Origin of the sequence: Shinella sp. (assembly GCF_052438155.1) — a bacterium.
Lineage (GTDB): Bacteria > Pseudomonadota > Alphaproteobacteria > Rhizobiales > Rhizobiaceae > Shinella.
The window spans coordinates 213,267-234,861 of the sequence record NZ_JBQVPI010000008.1; the positions used below are offsets into that span (position 1 = coordinate 213,267).

19 protein-coding genes are annotated in these 21,595 nt (G+C 62.5%); 8 read left to right on the forward strand and 11 right to left on the reverse strand.

Annotated elements, in window-relative coordinates:
- The first annotated feature begins 264 nt into the window (after window positions 1-264).
- The 3 genes from ACT6VE_RS17305 (at window position 265) to ACT6VE_RS17315 (ending at window position 1,823) form a co-directional block, all read left to right on the forward strand.
- Entirely contained in the window at window positions 265-549 is a 285-nt protein-coding gene (locus ACT6VE_RS17305) for a type II toxin-antitoxin system RelE/ParE family toxin (protein ID WP_444799769.1), read from the forward strand.
- Entirely contained in the window at window positions 539-862 is a 324-nt protein-coding gene (locus ACT6VE_RS17310; RefSeq protein WP_444799770.1) for a helix-turn-helix domain-containing protein, read from the forward strand. The genes ACT6VE_RS17305 and ACT6VE_RS17310 overlap by 11 nt, the downstream gene beginning before the upstream one ends.
- Before the next feature lie 130 nt (window positions 863-992).
- A complete protein-coding gene (locus ACT6VE_RS17315) occupies window positions 993-1,823 on the forward strand; it encodes a DUF3883 domain-containing protein (protein WP_444799771.1) in 831 nt (276 codons plus the stop codon).
- Between the two features lie 521 nt (window positions 1,824-2,344).
- On the opposite strand, the gene ACT6VE_RS17320 is transcribed toward ACT6VE_RS17315, so the two are convergent.
- From ACT6VE_RS17320 to ACT6VE_RS17345, 6 genes are all read right to left on the reverse strand, one after another.
- A complete protein-coding gene (locus ACT6VE_RS17320; RefSeq protein ID WP_444799772.1) occupies window positions 2,345-5,974 on the reverse strand; it encodes a caspase family protein in 3,630 nt (1,209 codons plus the stop codon).
- A gap of 247 nt (window positions 5,975-6,221) precedes the next feature.
- Window positions 6,222-6,908 carry an SMC-Scp complex subunit ScpB gene (scpB, locus tag ACT6VE_RS17325; RefSeq protein WP_444799773.1) on the reverse strand — a complete coding sequence of 229 codons (687 nt, stop codon included), beginning with the start codon at window positions 6,906-6,908 and terminating at the stop codon, window positions 6,222-6,224.
- Between the two features lies 1 nt (window position 6,909).
- On the reverse strand, window positions 6,910-7,863 hold the full coding sequence (locus ACT6VE_RS17330; RefSeq protein WP_444799774.1) for a DUF1403 family protein: 954 nt from the start codon (window positions 7,861-7,863) through the stop codon (window positions 6,910-6,912).
- A gap of 486 nt (window positions 7,864-8,349) precedes the next feature.
- Window positions 8,350-9,474, reverse strand: coding sequence for a TniQ family protein (locus ACT6VE_RS17335; RefSeq protein ID WP_444799775.1), 1,125 nt, complete (start codon window positions 9,472-9,474; stop codon window positions 8,350-8,352).
- Window positions 9,471-10,409 carry a TniB family NTP-binding protein gene (locus ACT6VE_RS17340; RefSeq protein WP_444799776.1) on the reverse strand — a complete coding sequence of 313 codons (939 nt, stop codon included), beginning with the start codon at window positions 10,407-10,409 and terminating at the stop codon, window positions 9,471-9,473. The genes ACT6VE_RS17335 and ACT6VE_RS17340 overlap by 4 nt, the downstream gene beginning before the upstream one ends.
- On the reverse strand, window positions 10,400-11,881 hold the full coding sequence (locus ACT6VE_RS17345; protein WP_444799777.1) for a Mu transposase C-terminal domain-containing protein: 1,482 nt from the start codon (window positions 11,879-11,881) through the stop codon (window positions 10,400-10,402). Before ACT6VE_RS17345 ends, ACT6VE_RS17340 begins: the two co-directional genes overlap by 10 nt.
- Window positions 11,882-12,185: 304 nt before the next feature.
- Here ACT6VE_RS17345 and ACT6VE_RS17350 point away from each other — a divergent pair, with 304 nt between their 5' ends.
- On the forward strand, window positions 12,186-13,325 hold the full coding sequence (locus tag ACT6VE_RS17350; RefSeq protein WP_444799778.1) for a tyrosine-type recombinase/integrase: 1,140 nt from the start codon (window positions 12,186-12,188) through the stop codon (window positions 13,323-13,325).
- Between the two features lie 107 nt (window positions 13,326-13,432).
- On the forward strand, window positions 13,433-14,368 hold the full coding sequence (locus ACT6VE_RS17355) for a lytic transglycosylase domain-containing protein (protein WP_444799779.1): 936 nt from the start codon (window positions 13,433-13,435) through the stop codon (window positions 14,366-14,368).
- Between the two features lie 149 nt (window positions 14,369-14,517).
- Here the strand turns inward: ACT6VE_RS17355 and ACT6VE_RS17360 are convergent, their stop codons facing one another.
- Together ACT6VE_RS17360 and ACT6VE_RS17365 are read right to left on the reverse strand one after the other, a co-directional pair.
- Window positions 14,518-14,931 (reverse strand): helix-turn-helix domain-containing protein, encoded by a 414-nt coding sequence (locus tag ACT6VE_RS17360; RefSeq protein ID WP_444799780.1) that lies wholly within the window; start codon window positions 14,929-14,931, stop codon window positions 14,518-14,520.
- Entirely contained in the window at window positions 14,915-15,235 is a 321-nt protein-coding gene (locus tag ACT6VE_RS17365) for a hypothetical protein (protein ID WP_435268733.1), read from the reverse strand. The genes ACT6VE_RS17360 and ACT6VE_RS17365 overlap by 17 nt, the downstream gene beginning before the upstream one ends.
- 417 nt (window positions 15,236-15,652) lie before the next feature.
- Between ACT6VE_RS17365 and ACT6VE_RS17370 the strand changes: the two genes are divergently transcribed.
- A complete protein-coding gene (locus ACT6VE_RS17370; RefSeq protein ID WP_435268732.1) occupies window positions 15,653-15,871 on the forward strand; it encodes a hypothetical protein in 219 nt (72 codons plus the stop codon).
- A gap of 3 nt (window positions 15,872-15,874) precedes the next feature.
- On the opposite strand, the gene ACT6VE_RS17375 is transcribed toward ACT6VE_RS17370, so the two are convergent.
- Window positions 15,875-18,448 carry a relaxase/mobilization nuclease domain-containing protein gene (locus ACT6VE_RS17375; RefSeq protein ID WP_444799781.1) on the reverse strand — a complete coding sequence of 858 codons (2,574 nt, stop codon included), beginning with the start codon at window positions 18,446-18,448 and terminating at the stop codon, window positions 15,875-15,877.
- A complete protein-coding gene (gene mobC / locus ACT6VE_RS17380; RefSeq protein ID WP_163906375.1) occupies window positions 18,438-18,806 on the reverse strand; it encodes a plasmid mobilization relaxosome protein MobC in 369 nt (122 codons plus the stop codon). Before mobC ends, ACT6VE_RS17375 begins: the two co-directional genes overlap by 11 nt.
- A gap of 484 nt (window positions 18,807-19,290) precedes the next feature.
- Between mobC and ACT6VE_RS17385 the strand changes: the two genes are divergently transcribed.
- Both ACT6VE_RS17385 and ACT6VE_RS17390 read left to right on the forward strand, forming a co-directional pair.
- Window positions 19,291-19,974, forward strand: coding sequence for a ParA family protein (locus ACT6VE_RS17385; protein ID WP_444799782.1), 684 nt, complete (start codon window positions 19,291-19,293; stop codon window positions 19,972-19,974).
- A complete protein-coding gene (locus tag ACT6VE_RS17390; RefSeq protein WP_444799783.1) occupies window positions 19,971-20,351 on the forward strand; it encodes a hypothetical protein in 381 nt (126 codons plus the stop codon). The genes ACT6VE_RS17385 and ACT6VE_RS17390 overlap by 4 nt, the downstream gene beginning before the upstream one ends.
- A gap of 17 nt (window positions 20,352-20,368) precedes the next feature.
- Here ACT6VE_RS17390 and repC read toward each other — a convergent pair whose 3' ends face one another.
- Window positions 20,369-21,583, reverse strand: coding sequence for a plasmid replication protein RepC (repC, locus tag ACT6VE_RS17395; RefSeq protein WP_444799784.1), 1,215 nt, complete (start codon window positions 21,581-21,583; stop codon window positions 20,369-20,371).
- Between the last annotated feature and the right edge of the window lie 12 nt (window positions 21,584-21,595).

Here is a 21,595-nt window from a genome sequence, read left to right on the forward strand (position 1 = left end):
TCGCATTGGCTAGCGCCTAACGCCGCGCGCTTGAGCGTCACTTATAGAGCCTGCAGTGAACATTCGAAAATAGAGGACGTCGGAGCCGCAAAACAGGGCGGCGCTTGCTGCCCGAATTCTGAATCGGCTATGGGAGGCGGCATAGCTCTCCTATTAAAATCTTGATGGATATAGCACTTAGTGCTATATGAACCGATGTCAGAACGAGTGTTCAAACAGCGTGGTTTGCCAAGGCGGCAAAGAACGCGCATCTCCGACAAGACGTTGTCGAAGGCAATCGTTCAGGTTGCCCTTGGACAGGCCGACGATCTCGGCGGTGGCGTCTTCAAGAAGCGCCTCAACGACAACATGCATCGTTCAATTGTTCTTGCGAAGGCCGGGGAGTTTTGGGTGTTTGCCTATCTCTTCGCCAAGAAGGATCGGGTGAACATCGACGACGAGCTTCTGGCGTTGCGGAAACTCGCGGGCCTCTACCGTGGCAAGGCGAAAGCCGACCTCGAAGCGGAACTCGAGATTGGCGCCTTACTGGAGATTGATCATGGCAACTAAACGCAGATTCAAGAGCGACGCCTTCGAGGCAATCCATAGCGCTGTCGAAGACATGTTTGCGGCTGGGACTATCGACAAGGAAACGATGCGGACCTTCGATGAGGATTGTCTTGTGATCCCGCAGGAACTGTCGCCTGGCGAGATCAAGGTGCTCCGCGAGGATAACCACGTCAGCCAGCCGGTCTTTGCCCGTTATCTGAACACGAGCCCGTCGACGGTTCAAAAGTGGGAAACCGGTGCCAAGCGCCCAAGCGGGCCAGCGCTCAAGCTCCTGTCGCTCGTGCAAAAGCACGGGCTGCAGATGCTCGCGTAACTGGATCTCCACTGGATGGTGGGTAGTATCGAGCATTGAGCAATGTCCGAGCATACCTATACCACCCGTCGCATTCGAATTTCCGGGGCTTCCAGATGACAAAGCACCTTGGCCGCCAGAGCGTGGCAGCATGAACGCTGAAAATTGGTCCGATCAGGAAAACGACGCGGTCGTCGCCGTCTACTTCCAAATGCTGATGGATGATCTGGCTGGCCGCGCCTACAACAAAGCCATGAACAACAGGGGGCTTCAGCAGTCCCTTGGTCGGTCCAAGGGCTCAATCGAGTTTAAGAACTGCAACATATCGGCCGCAATGATCGGCTTTGGGCTACCCTATATCAAGGGCTATCAACCTCGCTTCAATTTGCAGATGTCATTAGCGGAGGCCGTTTCGAGGTGGCTCGCAAAGAACCCGTCGTTTGAAGCGTCTAGTGCAACCATGGTCGCCCAACGTCATGTTGATACGCGAGCTCTCCCCTTTAGCTCGCCACCAACCATGACGAATGCTCCTCCTCCGGCCGAACTCTCACAGCTCGAGGCGATTGCTCGTAGATTTGATGTGGCAGGACGGGACGAAAGAAACCGCTCCCTCGGAAAGGCCGGCGAGGAGCGTGTTTTCCATCACGAACGCGGGAATCTACTAGCCTCCGGTCGCAGCGATCTAGCAGACAAGGTCCGTTGGGTATCTCAGGAGGACGGTGACGGCGCCGGCTATGATATCGCCAGTTTCGCGCCGAATGGCTCGCCACGGCTCATTGAGGTGAAGACGACGAACGGATGGGAGCGCACGCCTTTCTATATCACGAGAAACGAGCTTGAGGTTGCGGACGCCCGACGACAGGAATGGAGCCTGGTGCGGCTGTTCGACTTCTCCCGTCAGGTGCGCGCCTTCGAGCTCCGGCCGCCTCTAGAGGCGCACGTTTCTTTGATGGCGACGCAATATCGAGCGTCCTTCAATTAAAGCCCGCATCCAGTGATGCAGGCGCGCCGCGAAGTGGCTGGCGGGGAGGTTAAGGCGTTCCAACTTCCCGCCCCTCTCAGGAGCACGCACTCCATATGTGCGGGCGCCTACCATATATTGCCGAACTTACTTCCGGTTTCCAAATCAGGATATTCGATATTCTGGGCTTCTTAGTCATTGGGCATTGTTCATCAGAATTAGGTTAGTCGGTTTCGATTTGCGCTGGGCGTTGACCCGGGATTGGCGCGAACCCCTCGCGCTGAACCCGCGAGTCCCTCCAAACCAAGCCGCTCGCTGGGCGAGTTGGTTTTCAAATTCTGCCAGCAATCTTTAGCCAAGTGTTGAGTGCGACCGCTTGACGTTGCAAATCCCTTCGATTAACCTGGGCAAGCATCTAGCCACGTCCGCGAAGGTCTCGTAGCCGGCCGGATAGATAATGATCCCCACGCCAACACTTAGTGCACCCTACAGGCATCGGGCCAGGCGATGCTTCGCCATCAAGATAAAACCACTAATAGGTCTTATTCGCCGCCGCCCTCAGTGCGAGTGGTCATCCCCACTGAAAACAACGCCATGTCGCCGACCAGAAGGTTGCGGGCGAGCCACGGGCTCTGCCGGCCCTCGGTGTCGCGCAGCACGCGGGTCTTCACGGCAGCGTAGAACTCGCCCAGGTCGATGACCCCGTTGATATCCACATCGGCCGTAGTGCCGCCTTTTCCCAGCACCTCAACTATGGCCGAGGTGAAGACGCCACCGCCCCTGGCGGCGCTCTCTAGCGCCACCTGCCGCCCCTTCGATGCCGCGAGCACCACCATTGGCGCGCCGGCGGTCGTCAGCAGCGCACCGGCGACGTCGTCATTCGTCGCAAAAGCGCTGCTGCCGGCAAGGCCGGTATGGCACGCATCGAGCAGGACCACCACCTTGCCCTTCGCTTTCGCCAGAAGCGCCGCGATATCGCGCCAGGCGAGTGCCGTCTTCTTCAGTGCGCCGGTGCGCGTTTCCGGCAAAGCGAGCAGCAGGTCGCCGGTCGTGCCCGCCGCGCCGGAGCCGACCGCATGGCCGGCAAAGGAGAACAGCAGCGTATCCTCCGGACCAGTGGCGGCGACGGCCTGCGCCACCGCCTCGAGGATCGCCGCGGCGCCCGCCGCGCGATCGGTGAGGAGCGTCGTTTCGGGCGCGCCATGGTCCGCCAGAACCGCCTTCAGCCGTTCAGCGTCGCTACGCGCGAAGGTGAGTGCGGGAATGGCCGGATCGGCAGTATAGGCGTCGATGCCGATGAGAACGGCGCGCAAATTTCCGAGGCCGCGCGACGGCGGCGGCAACAGCAGGCCCTTCGGCGTGCTGACGAGGCCGTCGGCGTCATCGGCGAGGACGGTGATCCAGCGGCTGCCGCCGGGATCGGCGATCTCGAAGACCTCCGCGGCCGCGCGTCCCGCGACAGAACGCTCGTCCGTCAGTCGCCCATCGATGAAGACGCGGAGCCGGGCAAGCCCGCTTTCGTCGCTCGCGCGCACGGCAAGGCGCCGCTTGCCGCCCACCGCCGCATCCACCGTGAAGAAGACCTGGGGCGGAAAGCCGAGCGTCTGCGGCCGTGCCGCGACCACCCGCCCCTCCAGCACCGCGCGCGCCAGCCCGGGCCGCTGCAGTGTGGCAGCGAACTGGTGGACGGTCTGCAGGCCGGACATGCCGGCAAACCGGACGTTCAGCGCGTGCGCGCCTTCATAGGTCGTATCGAACCGGCCATCCGGCAGCATGACGACGATCTCGTCGTCGATATGCGCGCCCGAAAGCAGCCGCTCACCGGTATCGGCGCGCGACACGGTAAAACGTCCGTCATGGTTGAGCTGCACCAGATGCCGCCCGTCGCGGGTCAGCCGCATGGCGCTGACCAGCGTCGGATCGGCGAGCGGAACGAGGTTTCCGATACGCTTGCCGGTGCGCGTGTCGATGAAGGCCGCCATGCCGGAATAGCTCGCCGAGACGAGGATGCGATCCTTCGCCACCACGAAGACCCGGATCTCGCTCGCATCGGTCGCGCTCCAGCCGAAGGCGCTGGTATCGTCGGAGGCATTGTCGGGCACCAGTTGCCGGTCGATATTCTCGATGAGGTCGCCCGAAACAAGGATGAGGCCCGCTTGGCTGACCCGGGAGCTGCCAGCATAACAGTTGGCGAACAGCAGGTGGTGCACGCTCTCTCCCTCGCCCCAGCGCCAGGCCTGCTCGATGGCGGCCGGGTCGAAGGCCTCGGCGGAGGTCTTGCATTCGAAGCCAAAGTTTTCCTTGGCCAGCGGGCTGAGGCGCTTGCGGATGGCAGGCGTCGCCGCTGCGATCTTCTTGATCAGCGCCTCGACCTTCGCCTTCCGCCCGGCATAGGCGTCCATATGGTCGCCATAGGTGTCGTGGGTGATCGGCGACACCCGGTCGATCTCGCCGACGACATCGCTGATCCGGTCGAACACGGTCGCTTCGGAGGCCTGGAACACCGGTTGCGGCAGGCGGCCGAGCCCCCGGCCGGCCACCTCGACTGCGCACAGCACGCCATCGCCCGTAACGCGGGCAAGGCCGCGCCCATCCTTGATGGTCTCGCAACGCTGGTCGGCGGTCGTTGCCGTCGCCGTGACTGCCGGCAGCGGTGTCCGCACGACCTGGTCCTCGACAACGAAGGTCTGCATGTCCGTCGCAAACGTGTTCATCCGGTAGGCCTCGATGCCATGCGTGACGAGCACGGGCTCACCGAACCGCCAGAGAGGGTATTCAAGCGGGATGTCGATGCCGCGATGCGTCCTGACAAGCCGGCGAAGGGCCTTCCGGTCTCCGTCCACGGCCTGTTCCTGCTGCGGGATTGCCGACTGCGCCATCTGGTAGGTTTCACCAGAGATCATATCCCAGAAGCTCGCACCGGATTCAAACCCGTTGACGCTGGGATCCGACATCGCGACGAACATGCGGTCGACGTCGAGCACGACCTCCGCGAGCCATCCCACCCCCATGTTCGGCATGGACGTCCCGGTGACGATGTCGGCATTGAGGCTGGATACGATCGTGTTGTCGATCTGGCGAATTTCCGCACCGAGCACAATGAAACTGTCGTTGCGCGCCCAGGCGAGCATGCCGGGCCGTAGCACTTGAATGACCGCGCCATCGGCAAGGTCGATGATTTCGAGCCGGCGATCCTGCATCCTCTCCGCCGCCACGAACCGCCCCGCCGGTGAGAAGCGCGGTCTCAACCCCGCCCGCGACAAAAGCAGTGCGCCCGCCTCCCGGTCGAACACCTCGTAGCGGCCCTTGTAGACCTTCATGGTATAGCGCCCGGAGGCATCGGCCAGTAGTTCGTCCGGCGCATCGGTGGTGAAGCGGTCCTGGAGGACGATTTCCGGCAGGCCGAGTTCCACCGTCAGGCCCGGCGAGCGCTCCGTGCGCAGCACATGTTCGCCGCATCTGCCGATAGTGACGAGGCTGATGCCGATATCCTGCGGGCCGGCGGAGAGCAGGAAGACGGTGATCGCCCCGCTTGCCGCAGGCACGCGACCATGGAGCGGAATGATGGCGCGCGTGCGCTCCTCGGCATGCTTCAAGCCGTCCGGCCCCTTGGCGCCCGCAGTCAGCGGCAGGAAGCCCTTGCCCTTGAAGCGTGTCGCCTCCGGGAAATCGGCGACGATGAACAGCGGCAGCGGCGCGGGCTTTGTCGAGGACAGCGTATAGCCGAGCGGCAGACCGGTTCCTGGCGTCAGCGTCTGAACCATACCGATGGAAAACCGGATGCCCGCGGCCATTGTGCGTGCTTCGCCTAGCGCCTCGGGACAGGCGAGCCCCTCGCTCTCCGTCGCGGGCGATTGGCGCAGTTCCGCAATCCTCTTTCCCATCTGCACCGCAAGACAGATCGCATCGCTGCCGCAGCGGCCGCGCCGTTTCATCCAGGCTCGCTGGCCCGCCACCAGCTTTTCCGCCGCGCCGCCCTGCACGGCCGCCCGCGCCGCCGCATAGAGCTCGGCCATCTCGACATCGAGCGCCGCAAGGCCCGGATCAGAGCAGATTGCCCGCTCCACTGCATTCGACGCCTTGGCGCAATCGAAACTCGGCTGTGCGCGAGCCGATCCCAGCGCAAGAAGCAGGAGCATCACGGCGGCGGAAAGAACAGACCTGAAATCCATCGGCGTCACCCCGGTGCTCCCGACAAAGCGTTGGGCCGTCGTTCCGCCGGTGGCGCCAGCGGAATACGCAATCGTCCAACTTAGCAGAGCGCGCGGTGACTTAGAATTTCACCAAAAGAAGAAGGACACCCCTTTTCGAAGGACACTGGATTAGCATGGCCTGACTGTGAAGAGCCCGTTCACGCGTCAGTCACGCGGCAAGATCGAGCCCAAGAGCTCTTCTCGTGGCTTTTGTCAGCCTCGCGTTCTACGGTTCGTCACCATCTACCTCCGGTGAAAGCAGCTCCCCCTGAGTAACCTGCCGGCTGAGGAGGCCGGCATCCTCCAGCGCTTCGATATCCGGAAGATCGCGCAGCGTCTGCATGCCGAAGGCGGAGAGGAAATACTTTGTCGTGACATAGGTATAGGGCGCACCGGGCGTCGGGCTGCGCGGACCGGAGGCGAGGAAGTTGGCGTTGCGCAGCCCGGCGATCGTGTCGCGGCTGACCTCCTTGCCGAAGATTTTTGACAGATCTCCGCGGGTGATCGGCTGGAAATACGCAATCGCCATCAGCACCATGGCCTCGAAGTCGGACAGCGCGGGCGCCGCACTCCGCGTTGACGCCTGCGACGCCCTAATCGAAACGGCGAAACGCGAACGCGTTCGGTGCTGCCAGCCGCCGGCGACAAAGACGATCTCATAGGGCCGGTCACGGAGTTCTTCCTGCAGGTCCTCGATCAGCAGGTCGATGCTGCAGTCCTTGCCGACGACACGGGCCAGCGTCTCGCGACCGACCGGCTCGGCCGCGGCAAAGATCACCGCCTCGACGCGCAACATCCATTCGCGCCAGCGCAGCTCCGGCGGCAAATCCGCCAGTTCCCGATCCAGGAGGACTTCGTCCTCCGATGTCGATCTGCGGCCTCGCCGCGTGCTGGCCGCCTCGGGTTCGCTCATGTCACAACCCATAGATCCGGAACGCGCTGCGGCCGGACAGTTCACGCACCGCACCAAAGCCCTCCAGCCGGTCAAACAGCCGAGTCGCCGCCCAGCGCGAGAGATTGCTGCCGGGCGCCGAGGCGGCCACGGCGTCCTCATTGAGCAGGGCTTGGATGACGGCGCTGGCGCCTTTCGTCCGGACCTTTGGCGCGGCGGCATGCAGCGTCTCGGCGCGGCGCGCAATCTCGTCGGCGGTGCGCAGGGCCGCGCCCGTTGCCTCGGTGAGGGCGAGGCAGACGGCGCGTACAAAGGCCGGCTCGCCTGGGCGCACACGGCCCCTGCCCCCAAGCGTCTTGAAGGCCGGCCCATAGCGTTCGGCCATCAGCAGCGGCATGGCATAATCCCATTTCAGCAGCGCGGCGATCAGCAGATCGGCCAGCATCCAGGCGAGCGGCTCGGCATCCGGCCGCACGGCATGCACGGCGGTGACCAGGTCCGCCGCGGCAAGCGGCGCCGGACGGCCCGATTGCAGCGCGTCGTCGGCGTGGGCGACGGCCGCGGTCAATCGATCGTCCCAGGCAAGTCCGAGAAGATCGGCGAGTTCGGCCACCGCTTTCGAGGAAAAGGCGGGTTTCCGCGTGGCGAGCTTTTTGTAGGCGAAAAGCATCCTGCCCGCTGGTCCCGGATCGTCACTGGCGGCCGTCAGCAGAACGGCGTCGCGCAACGCCGCGTCGTCCTCGTTGCGCCCCATCAGCCGGACCGCGACGGTGGCACATTTCAGGGCTTGGCGGGAGCGCCAGCAGCCGCCCCACGGGGGCGCGGAGCGGATGAGATCATCCAGCGATTTCAAGGCGATGCCGGCGGCAAAGGCGGCGGAAACCTCGTCCGGCTCACGGCCACGCGGCAGGGTCCAGCTGGGCAAGGCAGCCGGGAACATCAGCGGGGCGGCGAGAGGGGTGACGGGCGAATCCATGGCCGCAATCCTATAACGAGCGTGCGGTTTATGCTATGGATTGTGACAAAAACCGCACGGCTTGTCGTTCCATAATAATGATGGATAAGTTTGCATTATCGTTCGTTTTCCTCATTATAGAGAAATGACGCAATGTCGTTCGCGTTTAACCGCCGGACGGCCCGTTTTTGGCGTCTCTGGCCGTCGAAATTCGCAGTCATTGGGCGGATTGGTTGTGCGCTTGATCAGTGGACTGCAGCGATCCGGCGCTTCGCCGGCAATCCCGACCGGCGTCGACAGCGGTCGCGGTAACTGGCCGGGTGCTCGCAGGCGCCTTCTTCCGAAAAATCACCGCCTTCGCTGATTTCGGCCAAGGAAGCCCGTGCAGCGGCTTTTAGCGCCTGACGATCAACGCCTCATCCTGACCCTCGAAACGCACTCCATGGTCTTCTGTGTGACTCGATTTTTGGGTACTTTCTGTCCCTCTGGCGGCGACCGGGCTGCGGGTCACCCCTTCCTGGAAAGCGCTGCATCGATCAGTCGCGCACGAGCACTGTAGCGTTTGCGCTGTGATAGGCATTGTGCGGCGGTCCACCTTGGGTCCGCCAGGATCTGATTGGCCAGACGCTCATATTCAGCCGAACTGCGCGGCAATGGACCGGTGGCCATTCCATGGAGCGGCGGTGGCATGGCGCGCATCCGCCGCGATGCTGCGCGGCGCGCCAGACGAATAGCGGTTTCCGAGCTTGTAGCGACCCCATCGGGGTTGACGCCGAATACATCATTCACAGCAAGCAGGGTAACGAAACGCCAGCCTACCGGCAATTGGCCGAGCGGCATCGCCACGCCGACGGCATGGCGAACCTCATAAGGGCATCGCCAGCCTGCCTGGTTTAACCAGAGCGCCAATACCGGGCGCGCCGCCGCCGGATGATCGAGTGGTGCCCAGAGCGTCGCAAGCGCCTGCCCGAGTTGTTCATGCGCGGGGCCTTCGCCGTCAACGATTTGAGCAACCTGCTGCTGGATCGATAACGCCGCTTCAATCAGAGCGGCATCCCGCGGCGCGTCGTCCTCCCCTCCCCTATCGATAAGAAGCGCTTCGCACCGGCTGCAGACCGCGCGTGCTTGTCCTTCTCGCAGGCGGAACGCGACGGAGAGACGGTGACCACATCCGAGGCAGCGATCGCGAAGAAGATGGCCATGCTTGGGGCAGATGCAGTGCTCGGCGAGCACCCAGTCAGCCCGTAGCCACGAATCGCGATCGGCCGTGTGATCGGCCGCTAAACAGGCAAGACAGACGGCTGGGGACCCGATCATCGCTGAAGGCGCCCATTCCGGCCCTCTGCACGTGTACCAGGAATTTGGGCGTTGCGGATGGCGCCGGCTCAGGGATAATCGGAGCAGCCGCTCTGGATCGACACCGCAGCTCCAGGCCCATTGTCGGACCTGTTCGGGGGCCGGCAGCCGATCATCGACGGATTGAATTGGCGAAAAACTCCGCCCACCATCGGTCATCCACTCGGCGAGTGCTTGATGAGTAAGACCGTAGCGACAGGCCACTCGTGCAAGCCACGACGATAGCAGTTCGCCACGATAAGGTCGCGGTACCACGGGGAGACGGCGTGCCGTCATGCACCCACCTGTTGCGGCCTGCGAGACGCGCGTCGTTCGACGGACTGCGTCATCGAAACGAGGGGCAGAACCAGATTGTCGCCGAAGCTCACCAGGTCGAGCCGCTCCTTCCCCGAACGGATGGCTTCCTCGGCTGCCGTTTCGAGCAGCCGGAAAATCCGCGCAGTGACGCCACTGGTAAGCACATGGATTCGCTCGCGTACCGCGTCGCTTTCGAGATCGGGGGAAGCGCGCAAGGGCAGGATTCGGGTCAGGCTCTTCAACAGAGCCGCAAAGACGTGATCGTTCCTCCATGGCTTGAGATGAAACGCTTCGAAGCGCTCGGCAAGCTGTGCGTCGGTCAGCAATGCCTGCCGCGCCAGATCGGTCCCGGCGCAGACAAGCGGAACTTTTAGGTCGTTGGCGAGAAACCGCAATGCGTTCAGAAAAATCCGCTGCTGCCGATAGGTGCCGGCCAGCATGCCGTTGACCTCGTCGAGCACAATCATTCTGGCGCCGACGGTGCGCAGCAACGAGCGGCAGATATCCTTCTCACGGGCAAGTGTGCCGCCGGCGAGCGCGGGAGCCTCAAGGCTTGCCAGCAATTCCCGGTAAAGATCGCGTTCGACCGGCTCCGACGGCACCTGCGCCACAACGACCGGTCTGATGGTCACACCGGTTGCCTGGCAGAACCTGGCCGGATGCGAACGCTGGAATTTGCGAATGATCTTGGTCTTGCCCATGCCGGTGTCGCCATAGATCAAAAGGCAAGGCATGCGATCCCGCGGCGGATAGGCAAGCAACGCGTTCAGACGTGTAATTGCTGCTCCAGCCTGTTCAAAACCAATCCAGCGATCGGCCTTGATCCAGGCAATGCGCTCATCGTTGGACAGCGCGGCGTAGCGACGGTAGCGGTCGTCGAGATGTTCGTAGGTCCCCTCCCCTCTCACGACCACTCCTCGACAGGAAAGATCGGCACCTTACTCCAATCAATCGGCCGGTCGTCATCAGCTTGTGGCGCCTCGGCGGGAGCGGGCGATCTGTTTGGCGTGGCAGCACCAAGCGCGCGGCTGCGTTTCTCCACCAGTTGACGCGCTGCCTTGGTGCGCCGGACCGCGTCATCAACCAACACGCGCTGCGCCTCGATCGTCTCGAAAATCAGCTGCTCGTCGACAAGCGCCAGGCCGCACTCACGCAAAGCTGCTCGGGCGCGTCGGTGCTCGCCGAGCGTGATCGGCGGGCGCCGCAGATCTGCAAAGCGGATCGGCCATTGCGCACCGTTGGGACCTCGCACGAAAACCGTCGAGAGGTCGCGCGGATCGTAGGAAATACGCAGCGGCCGATCGAGCCGGCCGGCCCAGATGCTCAGCACGTCATCCCAATAACGGAGGCCGAACAGGTGAATGCCGTCCCGTCGCACCAGCCGGTCAACACTCGGCAGGAAATCGATCATGAAGCCAGCAAGATCCTGGGGCTGCCGGACAGGCCGGACGCGCCGCGCCACAGCTTCGTGCCACGCCGCAAGCGGCGGAATACCCAAGGCCCCATGCCGATCGGCGTGATAACGGGTAATCTCGAGTGCTAACCAGCGCTCCAGTTCATCCAGCGTCATCGCCGCACTGGCGGCTGAATCGTAGTCGCCCCGCTCGTCGATGTCGCTGAAGGTCGTGCCCGGCAGAAGATGAATGGCGCCCATCATGGTGCCGATCAGCCGTTCGATATGGCCGCCATAGTGCGGTGTGGCGACCGGGCGATGGATGAGCTCTATGCCATACTCTTGGGCGCCGCGCTTCAAGGCACGGGATCGGAATTCCTTGGCGTTGTCGAGATGGATCGCATCGGGAAACCCGGAGACCGGCCACACCGCGCTGACGCCCAGCCCGGCAAGCCATGCCTCTTTTGGCTGCACGCAATGCTGGATCGCGAGCGCGACGGAAATCGTCGACGGTGCCTCGAGCGTCAGGTAGAAGCCCGCGATCATGCGGCTTGCGACGTCGATGGCAAGCGTCAGCCAAGGCCTCTGCAGCGGCTTTCTATATTGACGATCGACGACGATGATATCAGCCAGCGTATGGTCGATCTGGACAACGCCGAAAACGCACTCGGCCTCGTATTGCCCGGGAACCGGTCGGAAGCGGTCACGGGCTGCTTTCGGGCCATGCCTAGCCCCGATAAGTTCAGCTGGCTCCAGGGCAGCGACGCGCGCCTTCACGGCGTGCCAGGACGGCGCCCGCACGCCACGCACGCGGCAAAGCCTGCGGATCTCCTTGTGCAACTGGTTGATGCTCGGCTTCTGACGCGTCTTGTAGAAATCCCGTACCGCCTCGGCAATCACGGCTTCGGTCTCGTCCGGAAGCCGCCGACTGCCGCGTCGCGTTCCTGCCGGCTGCGGCAGCAGTGAACTCGTAACCGGATCCTCGCGATACACCCTGATCAACTCATACAGGCGGGTTCGTCGAAGTCCAAGTTCGCGACAGGCGCGCAGAAAGTCAGACCGACGGGGCTGCTCAAGCGATACCAGCCTCCGGATCACAGCCTCTCTCGCAACTGCCTCGTTCCAGACAGCGTCGTCGACAACATGCCTGTCAGGCTCATGAACCACAGCTGCCTCGCTGCAAAGTTCGTCCGCCGAATTATCGCGAAAAATCCGCCAATTCGACTAAAATCCGGTCATCAACTGCGAGTATGATTCGCCCTATATCAGAAGCTTACCGTCCGCCAGTGAACTATGAATGACAGCCCAAATCATCGACGAAAACAGCCAAAATCCCCCTCCGGAGCACGCTGCGCCGCCGCACAGCACAACGGATTCCGCTGATGTTTCCGCTGCCGGGGTTTCGGCCAACCTCCCCTCCCCTCTTGCCGTGCCCAACACCGGCCTGCCCGCCCAGTTGCAGGATCTCACCGAGCGCGCCCGCGGCTATGTCGAGGCGGCCAGTTCGGCCAATACCCGCAAGGCCTACGCCTCCGACTGGAAGCATTTTGCAGCCTGGTGCCGCCGCCAGAATTTTTCGCCCCTGCCCGCTGATCCGCAAGTCGTCGGCCTCTACATCACCGCCTGTGCATCGGGGACGGCTGAGCGTGGGATGAAAGCGAACACAGTCTCAACCATTGAGCGGCGCCTCGCCGCCCTCAGCTGGAACTATACCCAGCGCGGCGCGCAAAAACTCGATCGCAAGGACCGAGCGATCGCCACGGTCATGGCGGGCATTCGCAACAAGCACGCCGCCCCGCCCCGCCAGAAGGAAGCGATCCTGCCGGAAGACCTGATTGCCATGCTCGAAACCCTCGATCGAGGGTCGCTGCGCGGCATGCGCGACCGGGCTATGCTGCTCCTCGGCTTTGCCGGCGGCCTGCGCCGCTCGGAGATCACCGGCCTCGACCTGGGACGGGATCAGACAGACGATGGGCGCGGCTGGGTCGAGATCTTCGACAAGGGCGCGCTGCTGACGCTGCGTGGCAAGACGGGCTGGCGCGAGGTCGAGATCGGCCGCGGTTCCGCCGATGCCACCTGCCCCGTCGCCGCGCTGGAGGCCTGGATCAAGTTCGCGAGGCTCGCCAAAGGCCCCCTCTTCCGTCGCGTGACCGGGAAAGGCAAGGATGTCGGGCCAGACCGCTTGAACGACCAGGAGGTGGCGCGCCTCGTCAAGAAGACCGCGCTCGCTGCCGGCGTGCGCGGCGATCTCTCCGAGGCTGAGCGCGGCCAGATGTTTGCCGGCCATTCACTGCGCGCCGGTCTCGCCTCCTCGGCCGAAGTCGACGAGCGCCATGTGCAGAAGCAGCTTGGCCATGTCTCCGCCGAAATGACCCGCCGCTACCAGCGCCGGCGTGACCGGTTCAGGATTAATCTGACCAAGGCCGCCGGCCTGTAGGCGCCCCTCCCCTCTTGGGTCTGAATCTGAGATCTATTGGGATTAAAACTCCCGCCACAAATGAGATACAGTCCTGCCGTTTTCTAAATCGATGACGTGAGGGAGAGATGTGGCACGCGCGACGGAGATGGGACAGGAGAAGACTTGCCCTCCTGACTGCGGGATGGCTGGTCTCCTGCATACCGACGAATGCCGCGATCGCCCAGATTGAATGGCGCGCGCCGCCTTGTATTTATTCCGCAACCACCAGAACGGGAACGCTCTGTGTCCGCGCGGCCAGCTTTAATCGCGACATATGCAGAGCGCTTGCCCGTTTCGCCGGTGAAAACGATCTGCCGTCCGATTTCTTTGCGCGGTTGATCTGGAAGGAAAGCCGGTTTCGTCCTGACGCGGTTAGCCCGAAGGGTGCGGAAGGAATAGCGCAGTTCATTCCCACCACCGCAAGACTGCGCGGCCTATCGAACAGTTTCGACGCTTTGGAGGCATTGCAGAAATCGGCCCAGTATCTCGATGACCTGCGGGATCGGTTCGGCAATATCGGCCTGGCAGCTGCTGCCTACAATGCCGGCGAAGGCGGACTGCGGGCGTTCCTGAACTCCGGAAGCCTGCCGCAGGAGACCCGAAACTACGTCCTCGATATCACGGCTTACGCGGCCGAGGACTGGCGCGACAACCCGCCTGCTGTCATCGATCTGCGCCTCGACGGGCAGAAGTCCTTCGAGGAAGCCTGCGTAGCGCTTGCTGACACGCGGCGCATCAAGGCCCTGGAGTTTGAAACGGAAGGCGCTTGGGCGCCGTGGGGCGCGCAACTGGCGGGACATTTCCAGAAGACGGTGGCAGTCAGACTGTTCCTGTCGACCGTCCAATCTTTGCCTGCACCGCTGAACAAGGAAAAACCGCTGATCCAGAAGCAACGCAACCGAGCCTTCGGAACAAGGTTGCGCTATACGGCCCGCATCGGACGGCCGACCCGGCAGGAAGCCGAGGCCGTGTGCGTTGAAGTCCGCAAGAGCGGTAGCGCTTGCATCGTCTTCAGGAATTGACCGGACCAGCGGCAGCGTCATACCGCTGTCTTCGCTGTCTTGGATTGGTGCGGCAATCAGTTTGCCCCAATCTGCCGGCATTGCCGGGTCCGCCTTTCGCCGCACGAAGACACTAAAAGAGCCCGGCGCGGGAGGGAGGTGCACCGCATCTAAATGCCGGGATCGCCGGGGTTTGCGTGAAGGGCGGCTGCCAGCGCGGTCACCAGGCCAACGATTTTCCGTCGTGTGGTGGTCGAGGCAATTTTGGCGAACGCCACATTGAGATCCCTCCCCTCATTGGTCTCGATGAAGCTCACCAGTTCCGGCGCCGCCGATGGCGGATCGGGCCTGCGGTCGGCAGTTTCCACGGGGAAGAAATATGAGGGCGTCAGCCCGAACGCGTCCGCGATAGCCACCATCCGGCTTGCGCTGACGCGGTTGGTTCCTTTCTCGTACTTCTGCACCTGTTGAAAGGTAATACCGAGCGCCTCGGCCAGCCTGTCCTGGCTCATGCCCAAGAGCCGGCGCCGCGCCTTAATCTTCGCACCAACTTCAACATCGATGGGATCAGGCACCTTCGCCATATGCGCCTCCCTCGATCGTCTCGACTATCTCGTACGCCCCGACAATCGCACCCACCCCTTTGTTGAGCAGCGCGAGCATCGCCTCCTTCGTGACCGGAACCGTCTCGATCCGCTCAAGGCGCATCGGCGGCAGGTCATGATCAGGTTCGTCAGCAATGGCATCGCGTAGCTCGTCTACGGCCGCACGAGCCTTCTCTGCACTGGCGAAAAATACATCTCCAATGCCATCGTCCCGCCAGCGCGGTTCCTCGCACGGAAAAACGAGCGAGTAGGTGAAGAAAGTGAATGAGGGTGCTGCTGACACTCGGTTTCCTCCCAAGAGCAACTCGCGGTACGCCCCCGCTTCTGCTCTTTGACCCCTGGTGATCGGGGAGTTGGAAAACCGTGTACACACGATCCCCACGGCCTTTAGTTCGGAGAACCTGTTGCATACGCCGCAGGCTCCCCGACCATAAGGTCAAGGAGATAGTGCCGTTACAGGTCGGCACTCGTACCCGTGTACAAGGGTTTCCACGCCCTAAAGCAGCGCGTCACTGCTTCACCCGAGAGTCTAGGCGATCACGCGGCGCGGTGCAAACGTTCCGACCGAAAATGCCGAATGATTTCTAGCTGCTAAAAAAGCTGAAGATGGTTCCCTCAATACCCGCCGAGCGATATGGCTGGGTTTCAGCATCAGCGAAACTGACGGCCAGTTGTGCCGATCGGACCGAAGGTAAACGCCATGGACGAGCAGACCGAGACGATGACGATTTCAAGCCGCAGCGATTTTGCCCTTTGGGCAATCGAACGAGCAAAAACTATTGTTGCAAACGAAGGTGGCAATCTCGCCATCGCCACGCGTGACCACGGCGACGACGAAGTTGCCGCAACGGCCAACGCCCTTGGCCAGGCCATCGTAAACGCCTTGTTGGAAGTGTATGACGGCCTGATGGAGGAATAGGGGCTATCGCTCAGCGCCATCCCGGTCATTGCTGCGCTGGCGCTCCTGCTCGGCTTGCCGGAGGATCTGCTGACGCTGTTCGTCCTGTGCATTTTTGGCAGCACCGGCCTGTTCACGGGCAGCGCGCGCGGCGCGGCCGGCGGCGATCGCCTGCTGCTGAGCGGCAATGGCAGGATCGACATTCGAAGGCGTCGGCCGATCCAGGGTTTGGCCGTCTTCGACGCGAGCCGTCGTCGGCGTGCCCCCTCCTCCGCCGGCCGGCATGGTCAATGGCATCTGCTGCATTTGAATATCACGGCGTTGCTCCTCGAACAGAGCCGCGATTTCCTTGCGCATTTCCTCGACAGCCTGGCGCTCGGCGCCGCTGTCGACCATCCCCTCGAGGCGATCCATCGACTTGTTGGCGCGCGCAACGCGCTCGTCGAACTGTTCGAGTGATAGGGGCATGGCACTTTCCTTCTGCTGTTTGAGGTCTGCTATGAGCGTCATCAGGCCCGTCAAAGGCGCCGCTGGTTCGGTATCAGTATTTCGTTGAGCCGCGTCGAAGCGGTTCTGCAGCCAGGCCGTCGGCCCGCCGTCTTTTGCCGAGCCTGCGGCTTCCACGGTCACGGAGGTCTTTAATCCCGCCTGGAGCAGGCGTGCTTCGACGTCACGGGAGACCGCCTGCATCTCGGCGCCGGGGCCGAATTCATCGTTCTGTCGCGCCAGCTCCCGCTCGATCTTGCTGGCGCTCACCGATGTTGGCATCAGAACGGTTATCTCGCTTCCATCCACCAAGACGGATTCACGCCAGGCCCCGATAGCGCTCTGGATGGCTGCGACCACCCTCGCCTGATCCGCCGGCTGCTCGACCGCGACCCGCAAGAGAACGAACCCCGAGGCAGGTTGGGCCGCGGACTTCTGGGCATAGCCTGCGGCCGCGGCTGCGAAACGATCCGCTGCTGCGATGACCGATGGCTTCGCCCCGGCCTGCTTCAGCACGGCGGCCGTCGCCTGCCATTTCGAGGCGAGCGCAAGATTGCCGTTGGCAAGCGTTGCATGATCGGCGACGCTTGCCCGCTTGCGCTCCACCCGCTGATTGACCGCAGCGGATTTCAGATAGCGCGGATCGGCGCGGCCGCGCTCAAAGGCGCCAGCCTGTGCCTGGCTATAAGGCCGCGTGGCTGCCACATCCGCGCGGCGGGTGGCGACCATGGCAATGCCGTGCTCCCGCGCCTTCGCAGCGAACCGCTCCCGCCATGCATAAAGTTCCGGCTTCGTGAGCCGCAGTGCCTTGCCGACATCGTCTCGCGCCGAGATCATCGCGTGGACATGCACATGACCGGTATCGGGGTGATGGGCCGTGATCCAGCGATGGCCCGCCACCTGCTCGCTGAGGAAGTCACGCACGGCACGCTTCATCGCATCAGCATCCGTGCCGGCTCGGGCGGAGAAAATCACATGAAAGGCGTTGCGCGGTTCGACCGTCCGGATATCGGCCGACCAACCCCGCCAGATCCCGTCGGCGACATCCTTCACCGCTGCGCCATGCTTGACCGCCTCGCTGGCGCTGGTGACGACGTGCTTCTCGTTTCGGAGAAACTTCTCCAAAAAATACCGGCCCGATTTGTCGGAGACCGCAGCGCCGACAATCCACACCTCGGCCATAACACCAGCGTCCGACATCTTGCCTGCGATATCCGCCTCGGCCTTATCGAGCGTGCGGGCCGGCCCATCATCCTTTTCGCGCGCCCTGAGCGCGCCGGCGAGCTTCTTCGCAGGCAGGTTTGTGACAGCATAGACGGAGACGTTTCCATCCTGGCGACGAGAATAGAGGAACGGCTTGGCGCCGAAGGCTGCATTCAATGCGTCGTGCAGCTCCTCGTCACTGAGCGCATCCCCCAGTTTGATCGACATAGTGGCAACAGCATCAAGGGCGTAGGGTTCGCGGAACTCCGATATCCAGCCCTGAAGGACAGCGGCCCGTTCCTCGCGGCTCGCAATTGCGACCCCGTCCTGGTCGAAGATCGGAATATCCGCTTTGCCCTCCTCACCGTTTTCCTTCTCAACCTCGCGCGTTCCCAGATAGGTCATCAGGCCGGCGGCCGACGCCCTGCTCGATACCGTCGACGTCACCTTGATCACCACGGGCTGCGCCCCGCCCGCGATCGCCGCGCGGCTTGTGCTCTCGGCCGATGCCTGTTTCGCGGCGGACGGCCGAACACCACGCGATGGCACGATACCAGCCCCCTTGGTCGATCCCCCTCCCCCGCCGCCCGACCTGCGGTGCTCGTCATCCATCTCGGAGTTCGAACCTGCGCCGAGAGCGGCGACCAGAGCGATGATCTCCTGCGGCGCTGCCTGAGCTGGCTGCAGGATGGCGCCGATGGTTGTCTCATGGGCAGAGACAGCCGTCATTCGGCTCTTCCTGACGATACCGGACGGCATGAACCGCTGCTGTAACGGCTCGGTGGCCACGGCAATCTGCAAAGCTCCTGCTCGGCGGCGACGCTCGTCTTCCTCGTCGAGAAGGGATTTTGCCCGCAGCACGGTAAAGCTCTCGATATCCCCGAGCAGGCTGGACCAGTCATAGGCCATGACTGCCCCTCCTGCGCTCCTGCCGGCTGATCCGCAGCATCAGGTCGACGTCCGCCCGCAAGCGGAAGACACCCTCAAGGAGGCGGCGCAGCGCGGCGTCGAGATGCGGTTCGTAGCCGACGCGCCCTTCATTCATCGCGCGGACAGCCTGGTTAAGATTGATGCCGATGCGCCGAAGCTCCTCATTGGTGCCGCGCAAGGCCAGAGCTTCGGCCGGTCCGACCGGGAGCGGCAGACCGGCCTGGTCGCGAAACAGCAGCCGGATCACGTCGCTGGCGGTGCGATCGTCGCCGCAAAGATCCGCCAGAGCTTGCCGCTCCTCCGGCCTTAGACGGACCCTGACCACCTCGCTGCGCATCGCTTTCCTTCCTCTTGCCAGGTTGCCGGAGGCGACCCCAGAGCGCCACCGGCGCGAACCTGAGCCCTGCTAGGGGGCGGGGCGACGTCGAGTTTGTACCACAAACTTGACTATCCTGCCACAATAAATGACAACTATATTTTATTCACTGACCTGCTTCGCTCGACCATGCATCCTCACTCTCGCCATCATGTCACGTCGATAGCGGCGCGCAATTGTCCCGCGAACAATTGCCCGTTATTAATGCGATCGTTGCCAGCGATATCGCGGGCAATTGCCAATTACTCATTAACTATTGACAGTTAACCGCGCTCCATTTGCCCGTTAACAACGGGCAATTGATGATTGCTCATTCACCATTGCCCGTTGTCATTGGGCAATCATCAATCGTCAATCATCAATGGTGAACGAACAATGGGCAATGATTTCGTTGCGGAAAGAGGATAAGAGAGTAATTATAGTTTATTCATTTGAAGGAGCCACCATGATCGTCACCATCGCCAACCCAAAGGGCGGGACCGGCAAAACAACGCTCGTCCGTGCCTTGTCAGGCACGGCCGCCCATGCCGGCAACGACGTGTTTCTCATCGACGCCGACAGCCGGGCAAACACCATGCGCTGGGTCGCGATGTCGAAACAAATGAACGTCTGGCCGGACCGGCTGGAGGCGGAAAGCTGCCTCGACCCGAACCGGATCTACAAGATGGCGCTGGAGCACCAATTCGAAGGAAAGATCGTCTTCATCGATATCGAGGGAACCACGAATGAAAACCTGTTCGCCGGTCTCTATTGCGCCGACATCGTTCTGATCCCGCTGCAAACCACCCAGGACGATGTGGTCGCCGGAATGCAGCTCGCGCTGAACCATATTCCGGTGGTCGAGGAAGACCAGAAACGCAAGCTGCCGGCGATGATCGTCATCAACCAGCATGATCTTGTCACCGGCCGGGCGAAGGCCCACGAGCCGCTGCGCGAAATCCTGCGGGAGAGCGGTGTCGCCCTTTCGTCGCAGCCGATCGCCCGGCGCGCCTCCTATCAGTCGATCGGTGCCGCCGGCACGCTCCAGACCGTCGCGAAATCCGACCCGAAGGCAATTGCCGAGATGGAAACCCTACTCGGCGAGCTGCTCACCCTCTACAGATCGACAGCGAAAGAGGCTCTGCTATGAGCGAAGGATCGGATAACAAGAACCTCGTCCTCGGGCTGATTTCGACGGGCCGCGACCGGCCATCGGTGCGCGAAAAACCAGCCTCTTCCCCTCCCCCGTCGAACACCGACGATGAAGGCGCCACCTCTTCAAAGCCGACAGTCGGCCGAACCCAGTTCCGCGACCTGGTCGCCAAGGGCGAAAGTCGCGATCCTATTGCCGGGAAACGGTTCCGCGACACCGAAAAGGTCACGACCGGCATTCATATCCGTGCCGAGGTCCACAAGAAGCTGAAGATCCTCGCCGCCATCGAGCGCCGCAAGTTCAACAGCTACATCGAGGAGGCGATCGACGACTATCTCGTGAAGATCGCGGACCGGATTCCCGACATTTCCTGACCCGCGGAAGCGGATCGTCACGCGCTCCGCTTCTCGGCTCCTCCATTCGCCCTCAGCGCAGCCATCAACATTGGCCCGAGACCGAATTCGCCGCGCGCCGCCTTCCGTGTGAGATCGCGGAGATATCCGCCCGGCGAATTGATATGCTCCGCCCGCTCCAGGATGCAGGCGACGGCGATCGCGGCGTTTTCGCCTCCCATCACCTCGCAGGCTTCCTGATAGGCCGATGGACTGATGCCCAGCATCGACCGGACCAACACGGCGGTCGTCATCAGATCGCGCCAACCGTCTATTCGGCCTCCCGGCGTGTAATCCGCGATTTGGGGGCATGCCTTCAGTACCACATTCAAGGGGAAAGCCTTCAGCGGCTCGGCGATCCGTTTCGGTTTCTGGCTCGGCATCTCGCCCTGCTCTTTTTCGGAGCGAGGTTCAAGTTCAAGGAAGGATTCGGGTTTTGAATTCTGTATGTGACGGTCATCATGGTGGTCATTGACGTCCGTTTTTTCTGCTTTTAGCTGAATTTCCAATCGGTTGATGATTTCCTCGCGCAAAAGCTCCATTTCGTCGAGCGCAGCATGGATATCTTCACGCCGAGGAGAGCGCGAAAGGCGCGCGACGAGGTCGATATACATCGACTCTATGGCGGCCCAGTCGCCGTCCGCACCCTCTTCCATGGCGGCTGAGATCAGTTTGCGGACATCACGCCGGCAAAGCGACAACGCCTCTCTAGCGCGCTTGAACCGAAGACGCTCGGCAGCAACCTGTTGCGCGAGGTTCGCCAACTCGGCGGCGCGGGCAAGCAAGGGCGCGAGGCTAAAGCCGAAGGCCGCTTCGATCTCCCCTCCCCTGCCTCGATGGGCATAGCGCTTGCCATTCGGGCTGTCGCGACGCTCGATCAATCCTGCGTCTACCAGCGCGGCAAGATGCCGGCGCAAGGTCGTCCCGGCGATGCCATGCGCGCGAAGGGACAACTGGTTGTTCGACGGGAACACGACCAGGCCGCCACCCTCATCGGAAAGCTCGTCGCTCGGATAGAAGCTCAGCAGCGCCTGCAGCACCGTAATCGAACGGTCTTGCAGGCCGAAGACTTCCTTCGCCTCGCCGACGTCGTTGAAGACTTTCCATTTGTTGACCGCCTTACTCGGGCGGCGATCGGCCGTCGCGAGCTGTCCTTTCACCAAGGCAAGCGTCATCGGCCGCCCATGAGGCGTCGTTACACGTCCTATCTGCATTTACCTTCACCT

Bases quoted from the DNA above. Each gene is read 5' to 3' on its own strand.
- ACT6VE_RS17370 (WP_435268732.1), top strand. From the start codon at position 15,653: ATGGACGAGCAGACCGAGACGATGACGATTTCAAGCCGCAGCGATTTT.
- ACT6VE_RS17385 (WP_444799782.1), top strand. From the start codon at position 19,291: ATGATCGTCACCATCGCCAACCCAAAGGGCGGGACCGGCAAAACAACG.
- repC (WP_444799784.1), bottom strand. From the start codon at position 21,583: ATGCAGATAGGACGTGTAACGACGCCTCATGGGCGGCCGATGACGCTT.
- ACT6VE_RS17315 (WP_444799771.1), top strand. From the start codon at position 993: ATGAACGCTGAAAATTGGTCCGATCAGGAAAACGACGCGGTCGTCGCC.
- ACT6VE_RS17355 (WP_444799779.1), top strand. From the start codon at position 13,433: ATGTGGCACGCGCGACGGAGATGGGACAGGAGAAGACTTGCCCTCCTG.
- ACT6VE_RS17310 (WP_444799770.1), top strand. From the start codon at position 539: ATGGCAACTAAACGCAGATTCAAGAGCGACGCCTTCGAGGCAATCCAT.
- ACT6VE_RS17350 (WP_444799778.1), top strand. From the start codon at position 12,186: ATGACAGCCCAAATCATCGACGAAAACAGCCAAAATCCCCCTCCGGAG.
- ACT6VE_RS17330 (WP_444799774.1), bottom strand. From the start codon at position 7,863: ATGGATTCGCCCGTCACCCCTCTCGCCGCCCCGCTGATGTTCCCGGCT.
- scpB (WP_444799773.1), bottom strand. From the start codon at position 6,908: ATGAGCGAACCCGAGGCGGCCAGCACGCGGCGAGGCCGCAGATCGACA.
- ACT6VE_RS17390 (WP_444799783.1), top strand. From the start codon at position 19,971: ATGAGCGAAGGATCGGATAACAAGAACCTCGTCCTCGGGCTGATTTCG.
- ACT6VE_RS17320 (WP_444799772.1), bottom strand. From the start codon at position 5,974: ATGGATTTCAGGTCTGTTCTTTCCGCCGCCGTGATGCTCCTGCTTCTT.
- mobC (WP_163906375.1), bottom strand. From the start codon at position 18,806: ATGCGCAGCGAGGTGGTCAGGGTCCGTCTAAGGCCGGAGGAGCGGCAA.
- ACT6VE_RS17360 (WP_444799780.1), bottom strand. From the start codon at position 14,931: ATGGCGAAGGTGCCTGATCCCATCGATGTTGAAGTTGGTGCGAAGATT.
- ACT6VE_RS17375 (WP_444799781.1), bottom strand. From the start codon at position 18,448: ATGGCCTATGACTGGTCCAGCCTGCTCGGGGATATCGAGAGCTTTACC.
- ACT6VE_RS17335 (WP_444799775.1), bottom strand. From the start codon at position 9,474: ATGACGGCACGCCGTCTCCCCGTGGTACCGCGACCTTATCGTGGCGAA.